General features: G+C 54.0%; 18 protein-coding genes and 1 other RNA gene. 7 read left to right on the top strand and 12 right to left on the bottom strand.

Translation table 11 applies throughout. The features are described from left to right. Nucleotides 1-24 precede the first annotated feature (24 nt). The 8 genes from rpoB to gyrB all read right to left on the bottom strand — a co-directional run bounded on the left by rpoB (nucleotide 25) and on the right by gyrB (nucleotide 9,987). Complete coding sequence (gene rpoB / locus ACK4IR_RS07400) at nucleotides 25-3,351, bottom strand: DNA-directed RNA polymerase subunit beta (RefSeq protein WP_409873745.1); 3,327 nt, start codon at nucleotides 3,349-3,351, stop codon at nucleotides 25-27. A 207-nt stretch (nucleotides 3,352-3,558) separates the two neighbouring features. Next, nucleotides 3,559-4,095, bottom strand: coding sequence for a Uma2 family endonuclease (locus ACK4IR_RS07395; protein WP_409873761.1), 537 nt, complete (start codon nucleotides 4,093-4,095; stop codon nucleotides 3,559-3,561). A gap of 12 nt (nucleotides 4,096-4,107) precedes the next feature. Further along, complete coding sequence (locus tag ACK4IR_RS07390) at nucleotides 4,108-4,803, bottom strand: DevA family ABC transporter ATP-binding protein (RefSeq protein WP_409873744.1); 696 nt, start codon at nucleotides 4,801-4,803, stop codon at nucleotides 4,108-4,110. 9 nt (nucleotides 4,804-4,812) lie between these two features. Continuing rightward, nucleotides 4,813-5,967: an ABC transporter permease DevC gene (devC, locus tag ACK4IR_RS07385; protein ID WP_409873743.1), complete on the bottom strand. Its 1,155-nt coding sequence runs from the start codon at nucleotides 5,965-5,967 to the stop codon at nucleotides 4,813-4,815. Nucleotides 5,968-5,976: 9 nt separating this feature from the next. Next, nucleotides 5,977-7,140, bottom strand: coding sequence for an ABC exporter membrane fusion protein (locus ACK4IR_RS07380; protein ID WP_409873742.1), 1,164 nt, complete (start codon nucleotides 7,138-7,140; stop codon nucleotides 5,977-5,979). A gap of 90 nt (nucleotides 7,141-7,230) precedes the next feature. Beyond that, a complete protein-coding gene (locus tag ACK4IR_RS07375) occupies nucleotides 7,231-7,830 on the bottom strand; it encodes a pseudouridine synthase (protein WP_409873741.1) in 600 nt (199 codons plus the stop codon). A 10-nt stretch (nucleotides 7,831-7,840) separates the two neighbouring features. After that, a non-coding RNA gene (gene ssrS / locus ACK4IR_RS07370) (6S RNA) lies at nucleotides 7,841-8,027 on the bottom strand. A gap of 37 nt (nucleotides 8,028-8,064) precedes the next feature. After that, complete coding sequence (gene gyrB / locus ACK4IR_RS07365) at nucleotides 8,065-9,987, bottom strand: DNA topoisomerase (ATP-hydrolyzing) subunit B (protein ID WP_409873740.1); 1,923 nt, start codon at nucleotides 9,985-9,987, stop codon at nucleotides 8,065-8,067. A 126-nt stretch (nucleotides 9,988-10,113) separates the two neighbouring features. Between gyrB and miaA the strand changes: the two genes are divergently transcribed. Continuing rightward, entirely contained in the window at nucleotides 10,114-11,016 is a 903-nt protein-coding gene (gene miaA / locus ACK4IR_RS07360) for a tRNA (adenosine(37)-N6)-dimethylallyltransferase MiaA (RefSeq protein ID WP_409873739.1), read from the top strand. Here the strand turns inward: miaA and ACK4IR_RS07355 are convergent. Then, the gene (locus ACK4IR_RS07355; RefSeq protein ID WP_409873738.1) at nucleotides 10,995-11,738 is read right to left on the bottom strand and encodes a type 1 glutamine amidotransferase; all 744 of its coding nucleotides are present in this window, start codon (nucleotides 11,736-11,738) and stop codon (nucleotides 10,995-10,997) included. The two genes, miaA and ACK4IR_RS07355, sit on opposite strands and share 22 nt — an antisense overlap. Before the next feature lie 6 nt (nucleotides 11,739-11,744). Beyond that, the gene (locus ACK4IR_RS07350; protein WP_409873737.1) at nucleotides 11,745-13,340 is read right to left on the bottom strand and encodes a DUF6930 domain-containing protein; all 1,596 of its coding nucleotides are present in this window, start codon (nucleotides 13,338-13,340) and stop codon (nucleotides 11,745-11,747) included. Between the two features lie 42 nt (nucleotides 13,341-13,382). On the opposite strand from ACK4IR_RS07350, the gene ACK4IR_RS07345 reads away from it, so the two are divergent. The 5 genes from ACK4IR_RS07345 to ACK4IR_RS07325 are packed head-to-tail and all read left to right on the top strand — an operon-like array spanning nucleotide 13,383 to nucleotide 18,473. After that, nucleotides 13,383-13,814 carry a resolvase gene (locus tag ACK4IR_RS07345; RefSeq protein ID WP_409873736.1) on the top strand — a complete coding sequence of 144 codons (432 nt, stop codon included), beginning with the start codon at nucleotides 13,383-13,385 and terminating at the stop codon, nucleotides 13,812-13,814. 38 nt (nucleotides 13,815-13,852) lie between these two features. After that, a complete protein-coding gene (locus ACK4IR_RS07340) occupies nucleotides 13,853-15,883 on the top strand; it encodes a ribonuclease catalytic domain-containing protein (RefSeq protein ID WP_409873735.1) in 2,031 nt (676 codons plus the stop codon). Between the two features lie 4 nt (nucleotides 15,884-15,887). Then, nucleotides 15,888-16,277, top strand: coding sequence for a YkgJ family cysteine cluster protein (locus ACK4IR_RS07335; RefSeq protein ID WP_409873734.1), 390 nt, complete (start codon nucleotides 15,888-15,890; stop codon nucleotides 16,275-16,277). A gap of 45 nt (nucleotides 16,278-16,322) precedes the next feature. Continuing rightward, the gene (locus tag ACK4IR_RS07330) at nucleotides 16,323-16,676 is read left to right on the top strand and encodes a hypothetical protein (protein ID WP_409873733.1); all 354 of its coding nucleotides are present in this window, start codon (nucleotides 16,323-16,325) and stop codon (nucleotides 16,674-16,676) included. Nucleotides 16,677-16,703: 27 nt separating this feature from the next. Further along, nucleotides 16,704-18,473, top strand: coding sequence for an ABC transporter ATP-binding protein (locus ACK4IR_RS07325; RefSeq protein WP_409873732.1), 1,770 nt, complete (start codon nucleotides 16,704-16,706; stop codon nucleotides 18,471-18,473). Nucleotides 18,474-18,581: 108 nt separating this feature from the next. On the opposite strand, the gene ACK4IR_RS07320 is transcribed toward ACK4IR_RS07325, so the two are convergent. After that, nucleotides 18,582-18,725: a hypothetical protein gene (locus ACK4IR_RS07320; protein WP_409869481.1), complete on the bottom strand. Its 144-nt coding sequence runs from the start codon at nucleotides 18,723-18,725 to the stop codon at nucleotides 18,582-18,584. A 148-nt stretch (nucleotides 18,726-18,873) separates the two neighbouring features. On the opposite strand from ACK4IR_RS07320, the gene ACK4IR_RS07315 reads away from it, so the two are divergent. Continuing rightward, nucleotides 18,874-19,620: a pseudouridine synthase gene (locus ACK4IR_RS07315; protein ID WP_409873731.1), complete on the top strand. Its 747-nt coding sequence runs from the start codon at nucleotides 18,874-18,876 to the stop codon at nucleotides 19,618-19,620. Here ACK4IR_RS07315 and ACK4IR_RS07310 read toward each other — a convergent pair. Continuing rightward, nucleotides 19,565-21,916 (bottom strand): heavy metal translocating P-type ATPase, encoded by a 2,352-nt coding sequence (locus tag ACK4IR_RS07310; protein WP_409873730.1) that lies wholly within the window; start codon nucleotides 21,914-21,916, stop codon nucleotides 19,565-19,567. The two genes, ACK4IR_RS07315 and ACK4IR_RS07310, sit on opposite strands and share 56 nt — an antisense overlap. Between the last annotated feature and the right edge of the window lie 156 nt (nucleotides 21,917-22,072).

Raw genomic sequence — 22,072 nt, 5'->3', positions numbered from 1 at the left:
CAAGCTGAAAGAGATGCCGCGCGTCTAGAATGTCGTTGCCCCTTCTTTGTCGTCCGCGTCATCAAGGGCACTGTAGTCAATGGTGAGCCGCGGCGGCGTGCGGCGAGGACTGGCATCCACCATCAAATCCACCTCGGGGTCAGGTTTTGTTTCGCCATCATCATCAAAGCTAGGAATACTAGCCTTGCGCACGGAAATATCCAAGCACAGGGATTGCAGCTCCCGCATTAGCACCTTAAAGGATTCTGGTGTGCCCGGTCGGGGAATCGATTGACCCTTGACAATGGCATTGAGGGCTTCATTGCGTCCTTGCATATCATCGGATTTAACCGTTAGCAACTCTTGGAGGGTATAGGCAGCACCATAGGCCTCCAGTGCCCACACCTCCATTTCGCCAAAACGCTGACCCCCTTGCTGAGCCTTGCCACCAAGAGGCTGCTGGGTAACCAAAGAGTAGGGGCCGGTGGAGCGGGCATGGATTTTATCGTCCACCAAGTGCACAAGCTTCAGCATATAGGCCATCCCAACTGTTACCGGTCGGTCAAAGGGTTCACCGGTGCGGCCATCATAGACTACCATTTTGCCTGGGTCGTTCTCATTAAAGACCCAATCTTGACCCGTGACTTCTTTGGCCTCTTGCAGCTTGGCATGAACCGTTTCGCGGGATTTCTCCTTGCCATGCATTTCATCAAAGGGGGTGATTTTGAAGCGACGACCAAGGCATTCGCCAGCCCAGCCCAAGAGACACTCATAGACTTGCCCCACATTCATCCGTGAGGGCACCCCCAAGGGATTGAGGACAATATCTACGGGGCGACCATCGGGTAGGAAGGGCATATCCTCCACAGGGAGAATGCGGGAAATAATCCCTTTGTTGCCGTGGCGGCCGGCCATTTTATCCCCCACTTGGATTTTGCGCTTCTGCGCCACATAAACCCGCACTACCATATTGGCGCCGGGCGGTAGCTCATCCCCCTGCTCACGGGTAAAGACGCGCACATCAACCACGCGACCTTTTTCACCATTGGGCACCCGCAGGGAGTTATCCCGCACATCCCGCGCTTTTTCACCAAAAATGGCACGCAGGAGTTTTTCTTCGGGGGGCTGATCCGATTCCCCTTTGGGGGTGACTTTACCGACAAGAATATCCCCCGCCTCAACAAAGGCACCGATGCGAATAATGCCGTTTTCATCCAATTGCCGCAGGGCATCCTCGGAAACGTTGGGCACTTCACGGGTAATTTCCTCAGGACCTAGTTTGGTTTGCCGTGCCTCGATTTCATACTTTTCAATGTGGATGGAGGTATAGACATCCTCTTTCACTAGCCGTTCGCTAATCAGGATTGCGTCTTCGTAGTTGTAGCCCTCCCAAGGCATATAGGCCACGAGAATATTTTGGCCAAGGGCGAGTTCACCTCCCTCGGTGGCGGAGCCATCGGCAATCACTTGCCCCGCTTGAACGCGATCGCCCATAAAGACAATGGGGCGTTGATTCAAGCAGGTATCTTGGTTGGAACGCTGGTACTTTTGCAGCGTGTAGGTAATCTCAGAACCATGATCGGTTTTGACCCGAATTTGATTGGCATCCACGTAGGTGACAACGCCATTGGTCTGGCTGAGGATCACCATCCCAGAGTCCCGTGCTGCCTGCGCCTCTAGACCGGTACCCACCAAGGGACGCTGAGGACGCAACAATGGTACTGCTTGCCGCTGCATGTTGGATCCCATGAGAGCACGGTTGGCGTCATCATGCTCTAGGAAGGGGATCAGTGATGTGGCGACGGAAATGATCTGCACTGGCGAAACCGCCACGTAGTCCACCTGATCGGGGGTGGTGGTGGTGAAATCTTGGCGATAGCGCACGGGCACCACATCCCCAAGGATGTAGCCGTTTTCATCGGTGGGCACATCCCCTGGCGCCACCCGTTTGTCATCCTCTTCGTCGGCGGTCATATAAACAGGGGGCTGATCCTTGAGGACGCGGCCTTCCTTCACCGGATAGAAGGGGGTCTCAATAAAGCCATATTCATTGACGCGGGCATGGGTGGCCAAGGAACCAATCAACCCAGCGTTGGGACCTTCAGGGGTTTCAATGGGACAAATACGACCGTAGTGGCTAGGGTGAATGTCCCGCACCGCAAAGCCTGCCCGTTCACGGGTCAGACCACCAGGACCTAGGGCACTCAAGCGCCGTTTGTGGGTGAGTTCCGCCAGGGGGTTGGTTTGATCCATGAATTGGGAAAGCTGGCTCGAGCCAAAGAATTCTTTGATTGCCGCCACCAAGGGCTTTGGATTCACCAGCGAAGTGGGGGTCAAAGAATCCGTGTCCGACACCGTCATCCGCTCGCGAATAATGCGCTCTAGGCGATTGAGGCCAACGCGCACTTGGTTTTGCAGCAATTCACCGACCGAGCGGACGCGGCGATTACCCAAGTGGTCAATGTCATCAATGGTGCCCAGATCAAACTCTAGGTTAATCAGATAGTCAATGGCGGCAAGAATATCCTCTGGGGTGAGGGTGCGCACGGTATCGGGAATATTCAATTGCAGCTTGCGGTTGAGCTTGTAGCGACCCACGCGGCCAAGATCGTAGCGTTTGGGATCAAAGAAACGCGACTCTAGAAGCTGTTGTCCTCCAGAAACCGTGGGCGGCTCCCCTGGACGCAGTTTTTTGTACAGTTCAATAAGGGCATCTTCCTCGGAGAATTTGCCTTCTTTTTCAACGGTTTTTTGGTAGTACTCGGGGTGACGCAGCCGCTCGAGAATTTCGCTATCGGTTAACCCCAAGGCCTTGAGGAGAATGTGCGCCGAGAGCTTACGGGTTTTGTCAATGCGTACCCAGAGCAGATCGTTTTTGTCAGTTTCAAATTTCAGCCAAGCGCCTCGGTTGGGAATGAGGCTAGCATTGTAGGTGCGGCGGCCATTTTTGTCGGTTTCGGATTTGTAGTAAACACCGGGACTGCGGACAATCTGGTTCACAATGACGCGCTCAGCACCATTGATAATGAACGTCCCGCGATCGGTCATCAGAGGCAGATCGCCGATGAAGACATCTTGATCAATGATATTACCGTTTTCTTTGTTAATGAGGCGAGTTGGGACATACATCTGCATCGAATAGGTGGCATCCCGCCGCTTGGCCTCATCAACGCTATACTTCGGCTCCTTGAGTCTGTAGTCCTTGGCTAAAAAGTGCAACTCAATTTTGCCGGTATAATCAGTAATCGGGGAGAAACTCTCTAGCTCTTCAATGAGGCCTTCTTCAAGAAACCATCGGAAGCTGGCCCGCTGAATCTCGACAAGGTCTGGCAAGGTAAAAGCGGGTGGCGTGTAAATCTGATTACTAGCCATGTATATCCTCTAGAGGGTATCGCTAAAACGCGGATCTTGCATCTTAAACGAAGAAGCGTTGCACTGTCAAGCACACCAAAAGCTCCGCTTACGGCAAAAAGTGCCGCCGGAGACCTCTGGCAAGATAAAGCTTTTGGAAATGAGAAGAGTTGACAAGTGCCACTGCCGCGCTTGCAAGCCGCTACCTATGACCATAGCACAGAACAGTTATTTGGGCGATCGCGACTTCAATCCTGTTTGCAAGGTTTCCAGCACTAGGGGTAAATGACCGTCTCTGAGGGCCGGCCAGTGTAGCCACAATCCAGAGAAGTAAACACTGCGAAAAATACCGTGGTCATCGGCCACTTGACGGCGGTAGCTTGTCCCTTCCTTGAGATACCAGTGAAAATCCTGCTCCGGTACCACCCAGACCAAGTATTCCTGAACGCCACAGCGACGATAAACCTCTAGTTTGTCGTGGAGGTCGTAGGCGACACTGCTACTGGCAATTTCGACGATGAGTTCAGGGACGCCTTCAAGATAATCATCCTCGCTGATACGGGAGGTACCCTTGACAAGGCGCAGGAGGGCATTGGGTTGCACCACTGTTTGGTCATCTAAGCGCACTGTGGCATTATCGAGCACCATGACGTTTACCGTTGCCGCTTCAAAGGCCATCAACCAGCCCATGACGAGGCTGTGGGAATTTACCCGCACAGGGGAGGCCACGTACACGATTCCGTTAATGAGTTCCGCTTTTTTAATGTGGGGACATTGCTAGGCGGAAATGCTAACGGTAGTTTCTGAAAGGCGGCCATCTTCCATGTGAATAATGCGATCGGCAACATCGAGAATACGGTTATCGTGGGTCACAATTAAAATCGTACAGCCCTGTTCCCGTGCAAGGGTACGCATGATTTCCACTACATCGCGACCGGATTTTTTGTCTAGGGCAGCCGTGGGTTCGTCGGCAAGCACAATTTTGGGATGTCCTACTAGGGCGCGGGCGATCGCTACCCGTTGCTTTTGCCCTCCCGACAGTTCATGGGGATAGTAATCAAGGCGCTCTCCTAGGCCAACGGCACAGAGCATCGCTTCTACTCGTTCTCGGACTTCCTGTTGACTCAGATGCGGTTGCAAATCCAGCGCCATTTGCACATTTTGGCGAGCTGTCAAGGCATGCAGCAGATTGTGCCCTTGGAAGATGTAACCGGTTTGCCGCCGAATTTGAATTTGTTGCTCTTTGGTGGCGTTACGTAGCTCCTGACCGAGAACGCGCAGACTGCCCTCTTGCGCCGATCGCAAGGCACCAATCAGGGTTAACAGTGTTGTTTTCCCAGACCCCGAAGGCCCCGTCATGATCACAATTTCACCTGCCTCAATACGAGCGCAGAGATCAAAGAGAATTTGCTTGCGCAGTTGTCCCTGACCAAAGTAGTGATTGAGGCCTTGAATCTGGATTACTGGCTCCATAACACCATCCTAGAAAATATCAGCCGGATCAGCTGCTTGAATCCGCCGCATAGCGATCGCCCCTGAGAGAGTACACATCAGCACCGTTAGCGTAAAGACCAAACTAGCTCGCTCCACCGTCATCCAAACGGGTAGGGATGTGGCATTGGCAATGAGGATATACAGTAGAAACGACACAATGAACCCCGGAATATACCCCATACAGGAAAGAATCAACGATTCCTGCATCACCACACCGTAGAAGAAGACATCGCGATAGCCCATTGCCTTGAGGGTGGCATACTCTGCCAAGTGATCCGTGACATCGGTGTAGAGAATTTGATAGACAATCACAGAGCCAACGATAAATCCCATCAGGGCACCAAGGGAGAAAATAAAGCCAATGGAGGTACTTTTTTCCCAGTAGCTGCGCTCAAACTCGGCGAACTCCTCACGGGTCATCACCAACACATCATTCCCTAGGGACGCATTCATCCGCCGTGCCAGTGCTTTCGTATTCACCCCCGGCTGCACACGCACTAAGCCCACGTCAATCAACCCCGGATTGCGTTCGGGAAAAAGACGCAAAAAGTTCAAGTCACTCGTGAGCAAATTACCGTCGGCACCAAAGTTGGCGCCCATACGGAATAGGCCGGCCACGGTGATTTTGCGGCCAGAAACTTCGGTTGTCACTTCCTCCCCTTGGCGGTATAGCTCGGGAATTGGGCCAAACTCAGCGCGGGATTGGGCATCAAAAAGGACATGATCCGCCAGCTTAATGGCATCCTGCCAGTGGGGAGTATCGGACACCGAAATGGACACTGCCATGGGATCTACCCCAATCACCATCAGTTGGCGCGTTTTTTTGTTGATGGGATTGCGCCAGAGACCAAAACTGAGGTAGAGGGGAGAAACAGACTCCACTCCTTCAAAGCCCGCTGCTTGGTAGAGTCGCCGTCGCGGGAAGCTGCGCATGGCAATCAGTGCCGTAGATTGGGGACTAATGAGAACAATGTCTGTGTTTAAGCTCTCATGGAAGCGCACTGCCGCCTTAAAGAGGGCATCGCGAAAGCCAAACTGCATCAGCATTAGCACGACTGCGAAGGCAATGCCGGCGATCGCCACCAGTAGGCGAATCCGCTCCCGAATCAGTTGCAGCCAAGCAAGGGGAATCGCAAAAATCATTAGTGCACCTCAACGGGGATCAATGGCAACCTCCACCTGCATATTCGTCAAGCCTGCCACCGGCTCACTGTTATCCAAACGAATTTTGACTTCCACTACCCGCGCATCGGTTTTGGCGGCTGGATCTGTATCGGTCACGTCATTCTTGGCCACCACCAGCCCCACTTGAGCAACACGGCCAGTCAGCGGCGCACTGAGGGCACTACTGCGAATTTCAGCGGGCTGACCCACACGAACACGGGGCACATCGGTCTCATACACTTCAGCAACGGCATACATTTGGTCGGTATTGCCGAGTTCAAGAATCCCGCGTTCATTAATAGTTTCCCCCGCCCTAGTGTGAATCCGCAGGACACGACCATTACGAGGGGCACGAATAATGGTGCGCTCAAGGCGGGCTTCTGCTAGTTGCAGATTGCGCTCTGCTGAGAGGAGTTGCACTTGGGTTTGTACTCGTCCCAGATTCGCTTGGGCAGCGTCCACTTGAGCATTGGCCGTAGCCAGTTCTGTGCGCCGTTCCTCCTGCAAGCGAACGAGGTTGGCTTGGGCGTTGCGCAGTTCTTCCTGTAAGCTACGGACGCGAACCGCGCGATCGTCAAGATCTTGTTGAGACACTGCCCCATCGGCAAAGAGTTGGGCAAACCGTTGATATTCCCGATTGGTGGTCTCTAGTTCTGCTTGGATACGTTGAATCGTGGCCTGCTGGGCTTGAATAGCGGCAATAGCTGGTTCATTGGCGCGATCGCGACGCCGCTCTGCTTCACTAATTTGAGCAAGGGCTAAGCGGGTTTCCGCCTCATAGCGCAGACGAGCTTCCCGCAACTGACTGGCAGCCAAGTCGCGTTCGGCTTTGCGCTCCGGGTAGGTATCCAGATAGGCGAGGGGTTGACCAGCAACCACGCGATCGCCTTCACGCACCAGCAACTGCCCCAATCGCTCTGTCATTGAAGGGGCGCTCACCGCCACCACTTCTCCTTCGGGTTCGAGTCGGCCAAGGGCAGTAATGCGATCGCTCACTGGATTGGCCAAGGCAGCTTGAATTGCTCGCTCTTCATTGGCGCGTTGTTGCTGCTGCCAGTAGTTGAGACTCAGTGCCAAACTTCCCAAGCCGATGGCAATCGCCCCCCCAATCAGCCATGGACGACCAATTTTGCTCAGAAACGGCTGTCCCATGGGACGACCTCATGAATGAATGCAGTGCAGTTAAAAGTCAAAAGAATCCCCTAAATCTTAATATAGAGTTCCTAAAGTTGTTAAGGAATGCTAAGCACGTTGATCGAGGCGCCGACCGCAGGATCGCCAAAGGGCTTGCCGTTCTGAGGGCAGAATCTCTCGCCATTCACCGGGGTTCAGGTCACCCAATTGCAAGTTGGCGATCGCCACCCTCACTAAGCGCAGTGTGGGAAATCCTACCGCAGCTGTCATGCGACGCACTTGGCGATTGCGACCTTCCCGCAGGGTCAAGCTCAACCACTGGGTGGGGATATGGCGACGGTAACGAATCGGCGGCTCCCGTGGCGGCAAAGGGGGGGCTTGATCGAGTATCTCCACGAGGGCTGGTCGCGTGCGATAGCCTTGGATGACTACCCCTGTTGCTAATTGAGTCAAAGCCGCCGTATCGGGTTCACCCTCCACCTGTACCCAGTAGGTGCGCGGATGGCCGTAGCGCGGATCCGTTAAGCGATGCTGCAACCAGCCGTCATTGGTGAGAAGAACCAGCCCCTCACTGTCGTAGTCTAGACGCCCGGCGGGATAGACATCGGGGATAGAGACGTAGTCTTTGAGGGTGGGTCGCCCCTCTTGATCTTGAAACTGACACAGCACCCGATAGGGCTTGTACAGGAGAATGTAGCGATAATTCATGGTTAGGAAAAGTCTAACCGCGACGCCGTTTTACCTCAGTTTATGACCTAGTAAACACTAGGGGGGAATGCTAACCGCAGACTTAGAAGTTTCTGGCTCCATGACCAGTTTACTGCCGCCCACGGTGTTGATTCCCAAATGTTTTGCAATTGTAGATCACAAAACAATATTGGCAGTCACCAACGTCGCAGCCAAACTAAAGCTACTATAGCACATCTACTCTGGGAGCTGGCTTTAGATATCGAGGTTTTCTAGTGCCAACTGCGGGCCATAGGTCTCGATAAACTCGCGGCGAGGTGCCACGCGATCGCCCATAAGAATCGTGAAAATGCGATCGGCCTCAGCGGCATCTTCAATTTCCACCCGTTTGAGAATGCGCGTCTGGGGGTTCATGGTGGTTTCCCACAACTGCTCAGGCATCATTTCGCCTAAGCCCTTAAAGCGCTGGATGGTGTAGTTGGCATTTTCGGGGAACGAAGCAATTTGCTGTTGTAGCTCGCGATCGCTGTAACAATAAAAGTGCTGTCGCCCCCGTTCAACCTTATACAGGGGTGGACAGGCAATATAGACAAAGCCTTGGTTAATCAGTTCTTGCTGATAGCGATAGAAAAAGGTCAGCAACAACGTGCGAATATGGGAGCCATCCACATCCGCATCGGTCATGAGAATCACCTTGTGATAGCGCAACTTGGCAGGGTCGAATTCCTCCCCCTTCACGCCCAAACCTAGGGCAGTAATTAAAGACTGCACCTCATTATTCTTGTAGATTTTGGCATCATCGGTTTTTTCAATGTTGAGAATCTTGCCCCGCAGTGGCAAAATTGCCTGGAACCGGCGATCGCGCCCCTGTTTGGCACTGCCACCTGCTGAGTCCCCCTCCACAATGAAAATCTCAGACTCCGCCGGATCTCGCGAGCTACAATCCGCCAGTTTCCCCGGCAGCGTTGAAGATTCCAAGACCGACTTGCGCCGCACCATTTCCCGTGCCCTGCGGGCGGCCTCAGCGGCATTAAAGGCCTGGATGGCTTTTTCGAGAATGGCATCGGTCACCTGCGGATGGAAGTCCAAATACTCGGTCAGGGCTTCACCCACAATGGCATCCACAATGCCGCGCACTTCCGTGTTGCCCAGCTTGGTTTTCGTTTGTCCTTCAAATTCAGGGTTGGGCACTTTCACGGAGACAATTGCCGTCAGGCCTTCACGAATGTTTTCCCCGGCCAGGTTGGCATCGTTGTCCTTGAGTTTGTTGCGCTTGCGGCCAAGGGCATTGAGCGTCCGCGTCAGCACCGCCTTTAGCCCCTCCATGTGAGTGCCGCCATCAATGGTGCGGATATTATTGGCAAAGCCGAGGAGGTTTTCGCTGTAGGCATCGGCACACCACTGGAGGGCGGCTTCCACTTGCACATCGTTTTTTTGCCCCTGAATGTAGATGATCTGGGGGTGAAGGGGTTCCTTTTCCTGCACCATGTAGCGGATATATTCCCGGATGCCGCCTTCATAGCAGTAGGTTTCACTCAGGCAAGGGGTGGAGCGCAAGTCCTTGAATTCGATGCGAATGCCGGCATTGAGGTAGGCCAGTTCCCGCAGCCGTGTCATCAGCACCTTGGCGTCAAATTCAATCGTTTCTGTGAAAATCTGGCGATCGGGAAAAAAGGTTACCGAGGTACCCCGCCGGTTTTCTAGGTCGGGTGTTTTTTCCAGCGGTGTTACAGGCACCCCCCGCTCATAGCGCTGATGATGGATAAAACCGTTGCGCCACACCGTCACCTCCAGCCATTCGGAAAGGGCGTTGACCACCGAGACCCCTACCCCGTGCAACCCCCCGGAGACTTTGTAGCCGCCATCGCCGAACTTGCCCCCCGCATGGAGCACCGTCATCACCGTTTCAACCCCAGAAACCCCCGTATCGGGGTGAATATCCGTCGGAATACCGCGTCCATTGTCGGTGACAGTGACGGAGCCATCGGCATTGATCTGGACTAAAATGCTGGAGCAGTATCCGGCTAAAGCTTCATCCACGGAGTTGTCCACGACTTCATAAACCAAGTGGTGGAGTCCCTTAGGACCAGTACTGCCGATGTACATGCCCGGTCGTGTCCGCACGGGTTCAAGGCCTTTGAGCACCCGCAACTGGGCAGAGGAATACTCGGCGGTCATGGCAACTCCCTAACTGCTATAGAATCGAGGCAAATACGTTTTCACTTGCCTAAATGTCAAATCTGACCTAAATTTTAGCACATAAGGGTTATAGCCGATTCTAGGAAATTTTCAGACTGTATTTGAGTGGGGGATGTAGGTCTCATTGTTATCGGCGGAGCAACGGCCACCGGCAAAACGGCACTGGCGATCGCCCTTGCCCAGCAGTTGAATAGCGTGATTTTGAGTGCCGACTCTCGCCAAGTCTATCGCGGCTTTGATATTGGCACCGCCAAGCCTACCCCAGTCCAGCAACAGCAGGTGCCTCACCACCTCATTGATATCTGCGACCCCCACGATACCCTGACGCTTGCCGTTTACCAAGCCAAAGCCCAAGCCCTAATTGCCCACTACCACGCCCAAGGAATCACGCCCCTCTTGGTGGGGGGCACCGGCTTGTACATCCGCAGTATTACCCAGGGGCTGACAATGCCCCAAGTCCCACCGCAACCGCAGCTGCGGGCAGAGTTGATGGCACTAGGTCAGCAAACATGCTATCAATGGCTCCAGCAGGTGGATCCCGTGGCGGCAGAGCGCATCCATGCCCACGATCAAGTGCGTACCCTGCGCGCCTTGGAAGTCTATTACGTCACGGGGGTACCCCTGAGTCAGCAGCAGCGGCGCGAACCGCCTCCCTATCCCATTTGGTACTTTGCCTTGGCGGGGGGCGATCGCCAACAGCAGCGGGCACGGATTGAAGAGCGCACCCACCAGATGTTGGCCATGGGATGGCTCGATGAAATTCAGCAACTGCAAGCGCAATACGGGGATGAACTGCCCCTTTTAGACACGCTGGGCTATCGGGAAATGCGCCAATATCTGCGCGGAGAAGTCACACTCGCGGAGGCTATTGCCCTCACCGTGCAGCACACGCAACAATTTGCCAAACGGCAGCGGACATGGTTTCGAGCAGAACCGGGGATTTATTGGCTGCAAACCACCACCCTAGAGGAGCAACTGGTCGAGATTCAAGCACAACTGGGAATATAACCCAGCACTACCTCAACAAACCGGCGGATCAACTGATTGGCATAGGGGGTGGGACGGGCTGTTTGCTTGAGTTTTTCCAGTTCCACAGTGCCCAGCTGATAGCGATCGCAATAACGACTAATCCGCGCAATCAGGTCGCGATCGTCCACCTCGGGATGAAACTGAAAGCCATAGAAGGGCTTCCCCGCTAACCGAAAGGCATGGTAGGGACACAACTCACTGTAGGCTAGTAGGGTTGCTCCCGCTGGCAAGGTCAAGGCGCGCTCCTGATGTCCGGAAATAGCCCAAAAGGGGTTGGGAAAGCCAGTAAACAGGGGATCCGCAATTCCGGCTGGGGTGAGATACAGAGGGTAGGTGCCCATTTCCATTGCCTTGCGATCCACAATCACTTGACCGCCGAGAGCCTGCACTGCCAATTGAAAGCCAAAGCAGGAGGCCAACACGGGGATCTCCTGCTCAACACAGGCCAAAATTAAGTCCATGGCGGGCGGTACAAAGCGATAGATATTTGGCTTAAGCACTGTGGCATCACTGGAGCCACCAATAAAAAGAGCATCAAAACCTTGAACACAATCAGGCGTAAAATCAGCACACTCAAAGCCGTTGAGCACCGTAAATTGCTCGGCAGCCAAGCCACTAAAGCGAATAAATTCGGCCAATTCCTCTTGCTGGGTGGTGCGATCGCCCCGTGCCTGAAGCAGTAGAATCCGTAGAGACTTCACGGTTTTCTAGCGTTTGGAAATCTCAATGGGCTGAGGCGTCGGAGGACGTTGGGTGTCCACAAAACTAAACACAAGGGACGTTTCAAAAAGTCCCACGATTTGCTTGGGGGTTGGCTGCATCCGCGTTTTGCCCGTCATGCCATAGGCCACCGCAAGGCCACAGGCGCCTTCTAGTTCATTAACCTCCTTGATCCAGTCGAGGAGCAGCGAACCACTTTCGGGATCAAAGGTATCCAAAAGCCACAGATGATTGGCGTTGGTTTGGGCAAGGAGCATGACTATTTGCCCCAGCCCGGCGAGGGGAAAGACGGTCAGATGGTGAATGCCACCCTCTTCGGCAATTTTGGCGGCGATCGCCTCCGCTGCTGCTTTTTTCGTTTGAATCGCTAATACGGGATAGTGCTCAAACTCCTCAGGAATCTCCCCCCGCTGATGGTAAGGGACGGTTGCTTGGAGTTCCCGCAACTCGGAAGGAGAAAGGAACTTAAAGAGGACATAGGCCTCATCGGGAATCGCTTCCGTATCAATGGGAATTTCGTGCTGTGCGTCGCTTTCCCCAAAGTTGCTGTTGATTTCCGTCATCATCTGGGGCACGGTTGCCACTTGTACCCGATAACCAAGGGCAGAATGGCGGGGCGAAGGAATCTTGAACCCCAAGTCCAGTTCAGGGCACGCCTCCTTCTGGAACTGTTTCCTTGTTTTTTTCCAGAATTTAATTAAAGCCTCGATTGCCACATAGACCGTTTCGGCTTCCTCAGAGGCATAAAAGGGACGCATCCCCTCCAAAGGATGGATAACCCCCACTTCCAAGGTGTAAGGATGCCCGTTGAGCACAAAAGACAGCGGGTTGCCTAAATCCTCTTCCTCCACCTGGGCGAAACTCAAAAAGAGACAATCGTTGTGCAGAACCGTTTCTTCTAAGCGTTCATCGTCGTCTTCGTCAATGTAGGGATACACTTGCTCAATCTGCTGCCAAAAGTTGCGCAGGGCCTCTTCCCCGCGGTAGAGCACGAGACCAAAGGCGCCCTCTTCTCCCCGAGGGTTCACGAGAACCGCAAAAAGGGTAGGGGAGTCCCAGGCGTCGCAGTGGAGCTTCAGAAGAATAACGGGGTTTAAGCGCTGCCAGATGTCCAGTTGGGCAAATTCCCGCACTTTCTGGGTATAGAGGGAGACGTATTCGGGGGGGAGTACTTCGACCTCTTCCTCATCGCTGTTCAATTCCGCGGCAATAAATTCAAAAAATTCATCCAGCAGGGGAATGGGAGCCTGATACTCCACCCGAATGTCAAGGGGAGCAACCACCCCGCGCAGGAAAAATTGCAACTCGCGGTCATCAACGATAATTGTGTGGGGACGGCAGGGTTCACAGTCAAAATGGCGGGGATGTTCGATCGCCTGCACCAACAGCCGCATCAGTTGCTCGGGACGGGGTGGAAACTGACCGATCTCCATGCTGCGTATCGCCTGCGCCTCGGGATCGAGCCAAGCAGCACAAAAGACCTCGTCGTTATCACTGTCGAGACTGCGGCCGCCACCCACCCAAACGGTAGCAACTTGCGGTACATTCAACAAGCGACGGATGGTGGCAGCGGGTAGGCTCACAGGGCGATCGCTCCTGATTCGATAACCTCTTTACTCTACCAAATGACGCAAATGGGTCGCACTAAGTATTTGTTGGGATTTGATCCAGGGCGGGACAAGTGTGGTTTAGCCCTTGCCCTCGGCCAAAAAGTGGTGCGCTATGAAGTGGTGGTCAGCGATCGCGCGATCGCCTGCGTGCAGGAGTGGCATGCCGCCCACCCATTTGAACAGGTAATTATGGGCAATCAGACCACCGCCCGCCACTGGCAGCAGCAACTTCAGCAGGCTTTGGCGGTGGAGATTATTCCCGTGGATGAGCGCAATAGCACCCTAGAGGCGCGCGATCGCTATTGGCAGTTCTTTCCGCCCCAAGGTTGGCAACGGCTGATTCCCAAGGGCTGGCGTCTGCCCCCTCGTCCCATTGATGACATTGTGGCAATTGTTCTGTTGGAACGCTACTGCGGTCATCCTCTGCTGCTCAGTGAGAGGCAATAAACTTTATAATTGTCGGGTTATGGTACAGCACGGCAACCGTGGAAAAAGGCACCCTCATTGAATTTCGGGTCAATAACCAGCGTCGTTTGGCGGTGATCGATCGCCCCGAAGGTAAAAAGCATTGGATTGCCATTGATCAACATTTGCAAGCCCACACCATTCATCCGCGCCAAATGACCTTTACGGTGCCCGAGGAGCGGTTTCGTCCCCAAGAGATTCCCACCTTTTGGCAGCAGGTGCAGCCCCTTTTGGATGCCGACAGTTTAGAGGTGGCTTGGGAAATTATCCGTGAGGAAAACCGCGCCATTACACCAGCGGATCTCGCGGAGCTACTTTTTTCGGAGCGATCGGCGGTGGCCTGCTATGCCGCCTACTATCTGCTGAGCGAGGATCGGTTCTATTTCAAGCTCAAGGGGGAAACCTACGAAGCTCGCCCGGCTAGCCAAGTGGCCGAACTCAAGCACCAAAGCGAGCGGGAAGCCCAACGCTTGGCAGAGGAAGCCACCTTTCGTGAACATTTGAGCCAAGCACTGAAGGGGGAACCCGTGGCTTGGTCCGCCAGCGATCGCAAGCGCCTTGAGCAGTTAGAACGCTATGCTATAGCCATTGAACCCAGTGCCCAACACCAAGCAGCCATTGACCTCCTCAGTGAATTAAAGCGGCCTACCCAGCCTTTGGGAGCTTTTCAACTGCTGGTGGATCTTGGCCTTTGGTCAGAGCACGAAAATCTATTTCTGCGCCGTAGTCAAATTGACGTTGAATTTTCTGCCAAGGTACTTGCTGTGGCTCGTGAACGCCTCACCTCACCCCCTACCGACATTGATGCGCCTCTGCGCCGCGATCTCACCCATCTGAAGGTCTATACCATTGACGACGAGAGTACCCAAGAAATTGACGATGGCCTCAGCCTCGAAATGGTGGGCGATCGCCAAAAGCTGTGGATTCACATTGCCGATCCCAGCCGCTGGGTGATGGTGGATGATGTCTTGGATCAGGAGGCTCGCCGCCGCGCCACAACGGTCTATCTACCGACGGGCATGATTCCCATGTTTCCCACGGAGTTGGCCACCGGCCCGATGAGTTTGGTTGCGGGGCAAACCTGTTGTGCCCTCAGTTTTGGCATTCTTTTGGCTGACACTGGCGAGGTCTTGGAGTACGAAATCTGCCCCAGTTGGATTCGCCCCACCTATCGCCTTAGCTATGACGATGTGGACATGATTTTGGAGCAGGGGGTGACCGGCGAAGCGGATCTGCTGGCGATCGCCCAATGGGGACGGCGGCGCAGTGAGTGGCGACAACAACGGGGAGCCATTCGCATTAATATCCCGGAACCCAACATCAAAGTGGCCGGTGAAGAGGTGGAAATCTCCCCCCTCCATGACTCCCCTGCCCGCCAACTAGTGGCCGAAATGATGATTCTTGCCGGTGAAGTGGCCGCCCATTTTGGTGCCCGTGAGGGCATCCCCCTGCCCTTTCGCAGTCAATCACCGCCAGAATTGCCCTCAGAGGAGGAATTGCTGCAACTGCCGGCTGGCATGGTACGCGACTGTGCCATTCGCCGCTGTATGCCCCGCAGTGAAATGAGTACCCAACCCCATCCCCACGCCAGCCTTGGCCTTGATGCCTACTGCCAAGTGACTTCCCCCATTCGCCGCTACACGGATCTGTTGGCACACCGTCAGATTAAAGCCCACCTGCGGGGGGAAACCCCACCCCTAACACCTGAGCAACTGAATGAAATTTTATTGGCGTTGGTCTCCTCAGTTCAGGAGTCTTCTTTGGTGGAACGGCAGACGAACCGCTATTGGTGTCTGGAGTACCTGCGGCGGCATCGCGAGGAAGTCTGGCGGGGCATTTTGTTGCGTTGGTTGCGTCCTGAAGAGGGGCTAGGGTTAATTCTGCTGGAGGATTTAGGGGTCGAACTGGCCATGCGCTTTCAACGGCAGCCCAAGTTGGGAGAGTCTCTGCTGGTGCGGGTGAATCGGGTGGATCCCCGCAGTGATCAAATTTGGCTGGAGGAAGTGCCCGCCGAGGCACCAATGCCCGCAGAAACCGTCGCATTATCCTAAAAGCATGAAAAAATGGCAGTGCATGCAGGGGTGTGGTGCCTGCTGTTACCTTGAGTTGAGCGATCGCTCGGAGGTGCCGACCATCCTCAATGCCGAGGAATTTGCCCTCTACCAATCCCTGATCGGTGCCGATGGCTGGTGTATTCACTTTGACCCCCTCAGCCGCCGCTGTCGTATCTACGAAAATCGCCCCCGCTTTTGCCGCGTGACACCAGAGGTCTTTGAGGATTTGTACGGCGTCACGCCAGAGGAACTGGATGAGTTTGCGATTCAGTGCTGCTGTGAACACATTAGCGATCGCTACGGTGAGCAGAGCTTTGAACTGCTGCGCTATGAATATCTGGTGGGACACAGCATAGATTCCCCTCAAGAGGATTCCCCACCGTTTGATTGAGAAGATGTCCCCTATAATGACAGCAGGCGTGTTCAGCCAGAGCCGATGAGCGAGCAGCGAATGCAGGTTAACTTGGTAGAAGGCTCAGTGAGTTTTTGCTTTTCCCTTGAAGCAGCAGAGGCGCTACGGCAAGAGATTCAGGTCTTAATGGAGCGGATGCGGGCGATCGCCCATGCCAAAGCCAGCGGTACTCCCCTGTCCCCCCAAGCAGCCATGGAATATCAGCACGTGGGCGAAGTCTTTCTCGAAGTCTTTTGTAATCCCAATATCTGGCCGAACCCCTATGCCGCTAAAGTCCTCTTGACGGTGCGCGATGACCGCATTCGCTTAACCACTGAGGCAGCGCTAAATCGTTTAGTGGAAGACCTCAACCAGTTTCTCGAAAGCGCTACCCCCTAGGGGGGCAATATCTGTTAGGTTGAGGATATGGTTACTCTTCCTAAAGCTGGCCGCTCTGGCCGTTTTCGTCGCCTGCTGGCCTATTTGCGTCCTCACCAAACAAAAATTTGGGGGGGCATTGCGGCGCTTTTCATTGTCAACCTCCTAGGAACCTATTTGCCGCTGCTGATTGGCACTGCCGTTGATGAATTGCAGTCTAAGTTTGACTTTCAGCGGGTGGTGTTCTATGCCTTGCTGCTGATCGGCCTAGCCTCCCTGATGTGGCTGATTCGCATGGCCTCGCGCTTGTGGATTTTTGGCGCCGGCCGACTGGTGGAATTTGACCTCAAGCAACGGCTCTTTGAGCATCTCCTGCGTTTAGAACCCAGTTACTTTGCAGAGAATACCCCCGGCGATCTCATTAGCCGTGCCACCAGTGATGTGGATAATATTCGGCGGCTGGTGGGCTTTGCCCTTTTGAGTGCAGCAAACACTGTCTTTGCCTACGGTATGACGTTGCCCGTAATGCTGGCAATCAATCCATGGCTGAGCTTGGGGGCGATCGCCGTCTATCCGGCGGTTCTCTTTATTGTTCAAACCTTTAGCGATCGCCTGCGGGCAGAGCAACTCGATGTGCAACAAAGTCTCTCCGAACTCAGTGACCTCATTCAGGAGGACATGAGCGGTATCGCCTTAATTAAAATCTATGGCCAAGAAGCCAATGAGCAACGCCAGTTTGACCAGTTAAATCAAGACTTACTGCGCAATAACTTGGTACTGGCCAAAACTCGCAACATTCTCTTTCCCCTTTTGGGGGGGATGGTCAGCTTGAGTCTGCTGATTTTGCTGTGGTTTGGCAGTCGCATGATTGCCGCCAATACGATTCAGGTGGGGGATTTTATTGCCCTGTTGCTCTACATTGAGCGGTTGATTTTCCCAACAGCATTATTGGGATTTACAATTACCACCTACCAACGGGGAGAAGTAAGCATTGACAGGATTGAAGCGATTTTGAGTGTCGAACCGCGCATTGCCGATGCCCCCGATGCCCTTGCCCTCCCCCGCGATCGCGTTCAGGGACACCTGCGTTGTCAGGACTTGACTTTTACCTACCCCAATCGCAGCACCCCTGCCCTTAATCACCTTAGTTTTGAGATTCAAGCGGGGGAAATGGTGGCGATCGTTGGCTCTATTGGCTGTGGTAAATCCACGTTGGCCAGTGCCCTGCCCCGCCTGTTGGAGATTGCCCCCAATCAGATTTTCCTTGATGGTATTGACATTACCCGGTTGCGCCTTGCCGATCTGCGGGGAGCGATCGCCTACGTGCCCCAAGAAAGCTTTCTCTTTAGCACCACGATCAAAAACAACATTCGCTATGGCGAACCTGATGCCACAGAGCTAAAGGTGATTGCTGCCGCCAGCCAAGCCCAAATTCACCACGAAATTCTCAACTTTCCCAAGCAGTATGAGACCCTTGTGGGCGAGCGGGGCATTACCCTCTCTGGGGGACAGCGACAACGCACCGCCTTAGCCCGCGCCCTACTGGTGGAGGCACCAATCTTAGTCCTCGATGATGCCTTAGCCAGTGTGGATAATCAAACGGCAAGCCAAATTTTGCAAGCCCTACGGCAGCAACAGCGCACGCGCACAGTACTTTTTATTTCCCATCAACTTTCCGCAGCAGCTACCTGCGATCGCATTCTGGTTATGGACGAAGGGCGCATTGTTCAAGAGGGTACCCACAGTGAATTAGTAGCCGCCGAGGGGCTATATCAATCCCTTTGGGAACAGTATCAATTGGAAAGCTCCCTCGGCTAGCGGAGTCGCCTCCTAGATCATCCCTCAAATCAAACCCAAATCAAAGGGGTAACTCTTACGGCTACCCCCAGTTGCTATTGTCGATATGACAGTAAGGGCTAGCGGGAACTACTGCCCTGGGGTTTGCGGACTAGGAGATTCGGTGGGTGTTTGGTTATCGGTCGTACCACCGCCACCGCCGCAGGCAGCCAGTGTTGTTGAAAAACCAACTAAGATCAAACCCAAGGCGGCAAGTTTGTAGAGAGATTTCATAGAACTCCTCACGGCAGATAATTAGGTAAGGATTAGACAGTTCTTTTTTATCAAGTTTACTGCGGGATTGACAACTGCCGGGCAACCATTTGCCATAAAGATTCCCGTCAAACGTGCCAGCAGATCCTAGAAAGCAACTATATCCCCTATGACCACTGAGCGATTACAAAAAGTCCTTGCCCATTGGGGAGTGGCCTCGCGGCGCCATGCGGAAAATCTTATCCGCAGTGGTCAGGTCTTCGTGAATGGTCAGCGGGCGCAATTGGGGGACAAAGTGGATCCAGTGCGCGATCGCATTGAATACAGAGGACAGCCCCTCAACCCGCGCCACCCACTCCAACGGCTCTATCTGCTCCTCCATAAACCGAAGGGGGTTCTCTGTACCTGTCACGATCCCCAAGGTCGAACCACGGTTCTGGATCTATTGCCGCCGATGTATCGGCGCGTGGGGGGGCTGCATCCCGTGGGTCGTTTGGATGCCGACTCCAGCGGTGCCCTGCTGCTCACGAATGATGGGGCTTTCACCTACTATCTCAGCCATCCCCGACATCACATCCCCAAAACCTACCGCGTTTGGGTGCAGGGACAGCCACCAGAAAGGGTGTTACAAAGATGGCGAGAGGGGGTTCCCCTAGAGGGAGTGATGACGTTACCCGCAGCGGTCAAGCTCCTGCGCAGTGAGAGCGATCGCTCCCTCTTGGAAATCATTCTGCACGAAGGTCGCAACCGCCAAATTCGCCGTGTGGCCGATCAGCTGGGCTATCCCGTTCTTGCCTTGCAACGGATTGCGATCGGCTCTGTTTATCTGGGTAATCTTCGCCCCAGAGCCGTTCGTCCCCTCAGCCGCCGTGAATTGGCTGCCCTAACTGCGAAGACTCAGCTTGAGAGCCAGTGACTTTCGGCGGAAGATGCTGCACCGGGTATTTCGGATGGGTGGCTTCCCATTCCGCAAGAAATTCCTGCGTATCTTTGACCGGCGGTAGGGGCAAAGGGCCGCCGGGACCTGCCAAGGGGCGCAGCCCATTTAACTCGGCTAAGATGGCTGTACCGTTGTTAATGACCACCGCCAAAATCGGGTCAAGGGCAAAGAACACCCCCGATAACAGTGCTCCAATATTGGGAATAGCAACAATCGCTGTATTTTGCCAGACAATCTCCATCGCCTGCTTGGCAATGCGAATGGCAAGGGTCAGTCCCCGTAGATCATCCTCCATTAGCACCACATCGGCGGTTTCGCGGGCAATATCCGTTGCCCCCGCAAAGGAAATGGACACATCCGCATAGGCAAGAGCTGCGGAGTCATTGATGCCATCCCCACAGAAGGCAACGACTTTGCCGCTGTCATGGAGGGCTCGCACCACCTCTACTTTCTTTTCCGGGAAGGCTTCGGCGTAGATATTGTCAGGAGCAATTCCTAAGTCTTTGGCCACTGCGCGAGCGACGCGACCAATGTCACCGGTCAGCATGTGGGGGGTAATGCCTGCCCCCTTGAGTTCACGAATCACTTCGGGACTTTCATTGCGAATTGGGTCGCTGTAGAGAATCACGCCAATCAAACGCCCATCCCCAGCCACGTAAACAATTGACGCCCGTCCGGAATCGAGATCGGGGAAGCGTTCATTGAGATCGATAAGGCAAATATTTTCCTGCTCCATCATGCGGCGGCTGCCCACTCGCAGATCCACACCCCGCACTTTTGTGGCCACCCCTAGGCCAACGCGGTATTCCCAGTCTTCACAGTCAAAGAGGGGTTGATTGGTTTCGCGGGCATGGCGGACGATCGCCTCGGCTACGGGGTGGGTGAGACCCTGCTCAGCACTGGCGGCCATACTGAGGATGTCATCGGCACTGAAGTGCGGATCCATGACTTTAATATCCGTCACGCCAGCGTGACCTTGGGTCAAGGTGCCCGTTTTATCAAAAACAATCGTGTCAATTTGAGCCAGTTTTTCAATCGCCCGACCACTGCGAATGAGAACACCATGTTGGGCAGCATAGGTCAGCGCCGACAAAATTGTGGTGGGTACAGAAACCCGAATGCCGGTACCAAGATCAAGGGTCAGCAGGGCGATCGCCCGATTCAAATCCCCAGAGAGCAAGCCGACCCCTGTGCCAATAACCAAGGTAGGAACTACCATCTGATTAGCAACAACAGCCGCATAGTTTTCAATGCGAGTGTCATGCACCGGTGCCGACTGCATTAAGCCGACAATCACCCCCGCCCGAGTATTGTTGCCCACCCGCTCTGCTAAAATCACCAACTGGCCATCCACCAGTAGGGTCGAAGCAAAAACCTCCATTCCCTCGCTGCGGGTTACCGGTACTGACTCACCTGTGAGTTTGCACTGATCAATAAGGCCAGTGCCCCGCAAAATAATGCCATCAACGGGAATTTGATCCCCCGGATAGACGACAACGCGATCGCCCTGCACAATATCTTTGACTTCCACCTCCACCTCAACACCGTCCCGTTCCACAAAGGCGGTTTTGCCAAGACAATCGAGTAAATCAAGGTTTGCCCGCTCCGATCCCCGTGCCGTCAGGTCGCGGATGACTTCACCCCCCTCAATCAGACCCAACATAAAGGAAGGGGCAAAGTAGTTTCCCTGCATTGCGTGCAGAGCGATCGCCAACCCATCGAGGAAGTCAATTGTTAACTGTTTCTCCTCTTGAATCGCTTCCCATGCCCGCTGAAACACCGGCATTGCTCCGGCAATCACCACACTGGCAATCACGTAGCTGGGAATCGGTACCCCCATTAGAGAAGCCACACTCAAAGCCAAGCCAAGCGCTGGTAAGCCCAAGCGTTCCCAATAGTTAATTTGGTGAGCTTCAGCCGCAGGGGTAGCTTTCTCAGGGCTAAGGGCGGGAAGGTCTGGATTGGCCGCTACTTGAATGGACTCAAAGATTTGCCCTTGAATCGTCGCTAAAGCTTCCCCAAACAGCTTGGGGTTATATTCGACCACAAGGGAGCGCGCCGGGGGGTTAATGCGTGCCGTTGTCACTGCGGGCAAACTGCCAACAATATAGAGCAGCCGTGCCCCATATTCTGCATCAAAGCCCAGCCGAGGAATGCGAATCCGAAAGCGCCCCCTAATCCAATGCACAACCTGATAGTGAACGGTTTCTGTGGTGATAGGGCGGGCGGATATCTCAGACTGCGGGGAACGACTTCGGGCAATAGTGGTCATGACTAATTCCTAGAGATAAAAGTTCGCTGTAGGGATACTCAATGAATTGATGTGAACAACGATGACCTTAAATTTAGTAAACCTCCAAAAACTGAATTTTAAGTGAATCCTCCGTCGGAAACGTTGATGTCGTAACCCTTAATAGAGACTAACCCA

The organism is Thermosynechococcus sp., from assembly GCF_046299635.1.
In the GTDB taxonomy this organism is placed as follows: Bacteria; Cyanobacteriota; Cyanobacteriia; order Thermosynechococcales; family Thermosynechococcaceae; genus Thermosynechococcus.
This window is presented reverse-complemented; position numbering and strand designations above follow the sequence as displayed.

Bases quoted from the DNA above. Each gene is read 5' to 3' on its own strand.
- rpoB (WP_409873745.1), bottom strand. From the start codon at position 3,351: ATGGCTAGTAATCAGATTTACACGCCACCCGCTTTTACCTTGCCAGAC.
- ACK4IR_RS07390 (WP_409873744.1), bottom strand. From the start codon at position 4,803: ATGGAGCCAGTAATCCAGATTCAAGGCCTCAATCACTACTTTGGTCAG.
- devC (WP_409873743.1), bottom strand. From the start codon at position 5,967: ATGATTTTTGCGATTCCCCTTGCTTGGCTGCAACTGATTCGGGAGCGG.
- ACK4IR_RS07380 (WP_409873742.1), bottom strand. From the start codon at position 7,140: ATGGGACAGCCGTTTCTGAGCAAAATTGGTCGTCCATGGCTGATTGGG.
- ACK4IR_RS07375 (WP_409873741.1), bottom strand. From the start codon at position 7,830: ATGAATTATCGCTACATTCTCCTGTACAAGCCCTATCGGGTGCTGTGT.
- gyrB (WP_409873740.1), bottom strand. From the start codon at position 9,987: ATGACCGCCGAGTATTCCTCTGCCCAGTTGCGGGTGCTCAAAGGCCTT.
- ACK4IR_RS07345 (WP_409873736.1), top strand. From the start codon at position 13,383: ATGACGCAAATGGGTCGCACTAAGTATTTGTTGGGATTTGATCCAGGG.
- ACK4IR_RS07335 (WP_409873734.1), top strand. From the start codon at position 15,888: ATGAAAAAATGGCAGTGCATGCAGGGGTGTGGTGCCTGCTGTTACCTT.
- ACK4IR_RS07330 (WP_409873733.1), top strand. From the start codon at position 16,323: ATGAGCGAGCAGCGAATGCAGGTTAACTTGGTAGAAGGCTCAGTGAGT.
- ACK4IR_RS07325 (WP_409873732.1), top strand. From the start codon at position 16,704: ATGGTTACTCTTCCTAAAGCTGGCCGCTCTGGCCGTTTTCGTCGCCTG.
- ACK4IR_RS07320 (WP_409869481.1), bottom strand. From the start codon at position 18,725: ATGAAATCTCTCTACAAACTTGCCGCCTTGGGTTTGATCTTAGTTGGT.
- ACK4IR_RS07315 (WP_409873731.1), top strand. From the start codon at position 18,874: ATGACCACTGAGCGATTACAAAAAGTCCTTGCCCATTGGGGAGTGGCC.
- ACK4IR_RS07310 (WP_409873730.1), bottom strand. From the start codon at position 21,916: ATGACCACTATTGCCCGAAGTCGTTCCCCGCAGTCTGAGATATCCGCC.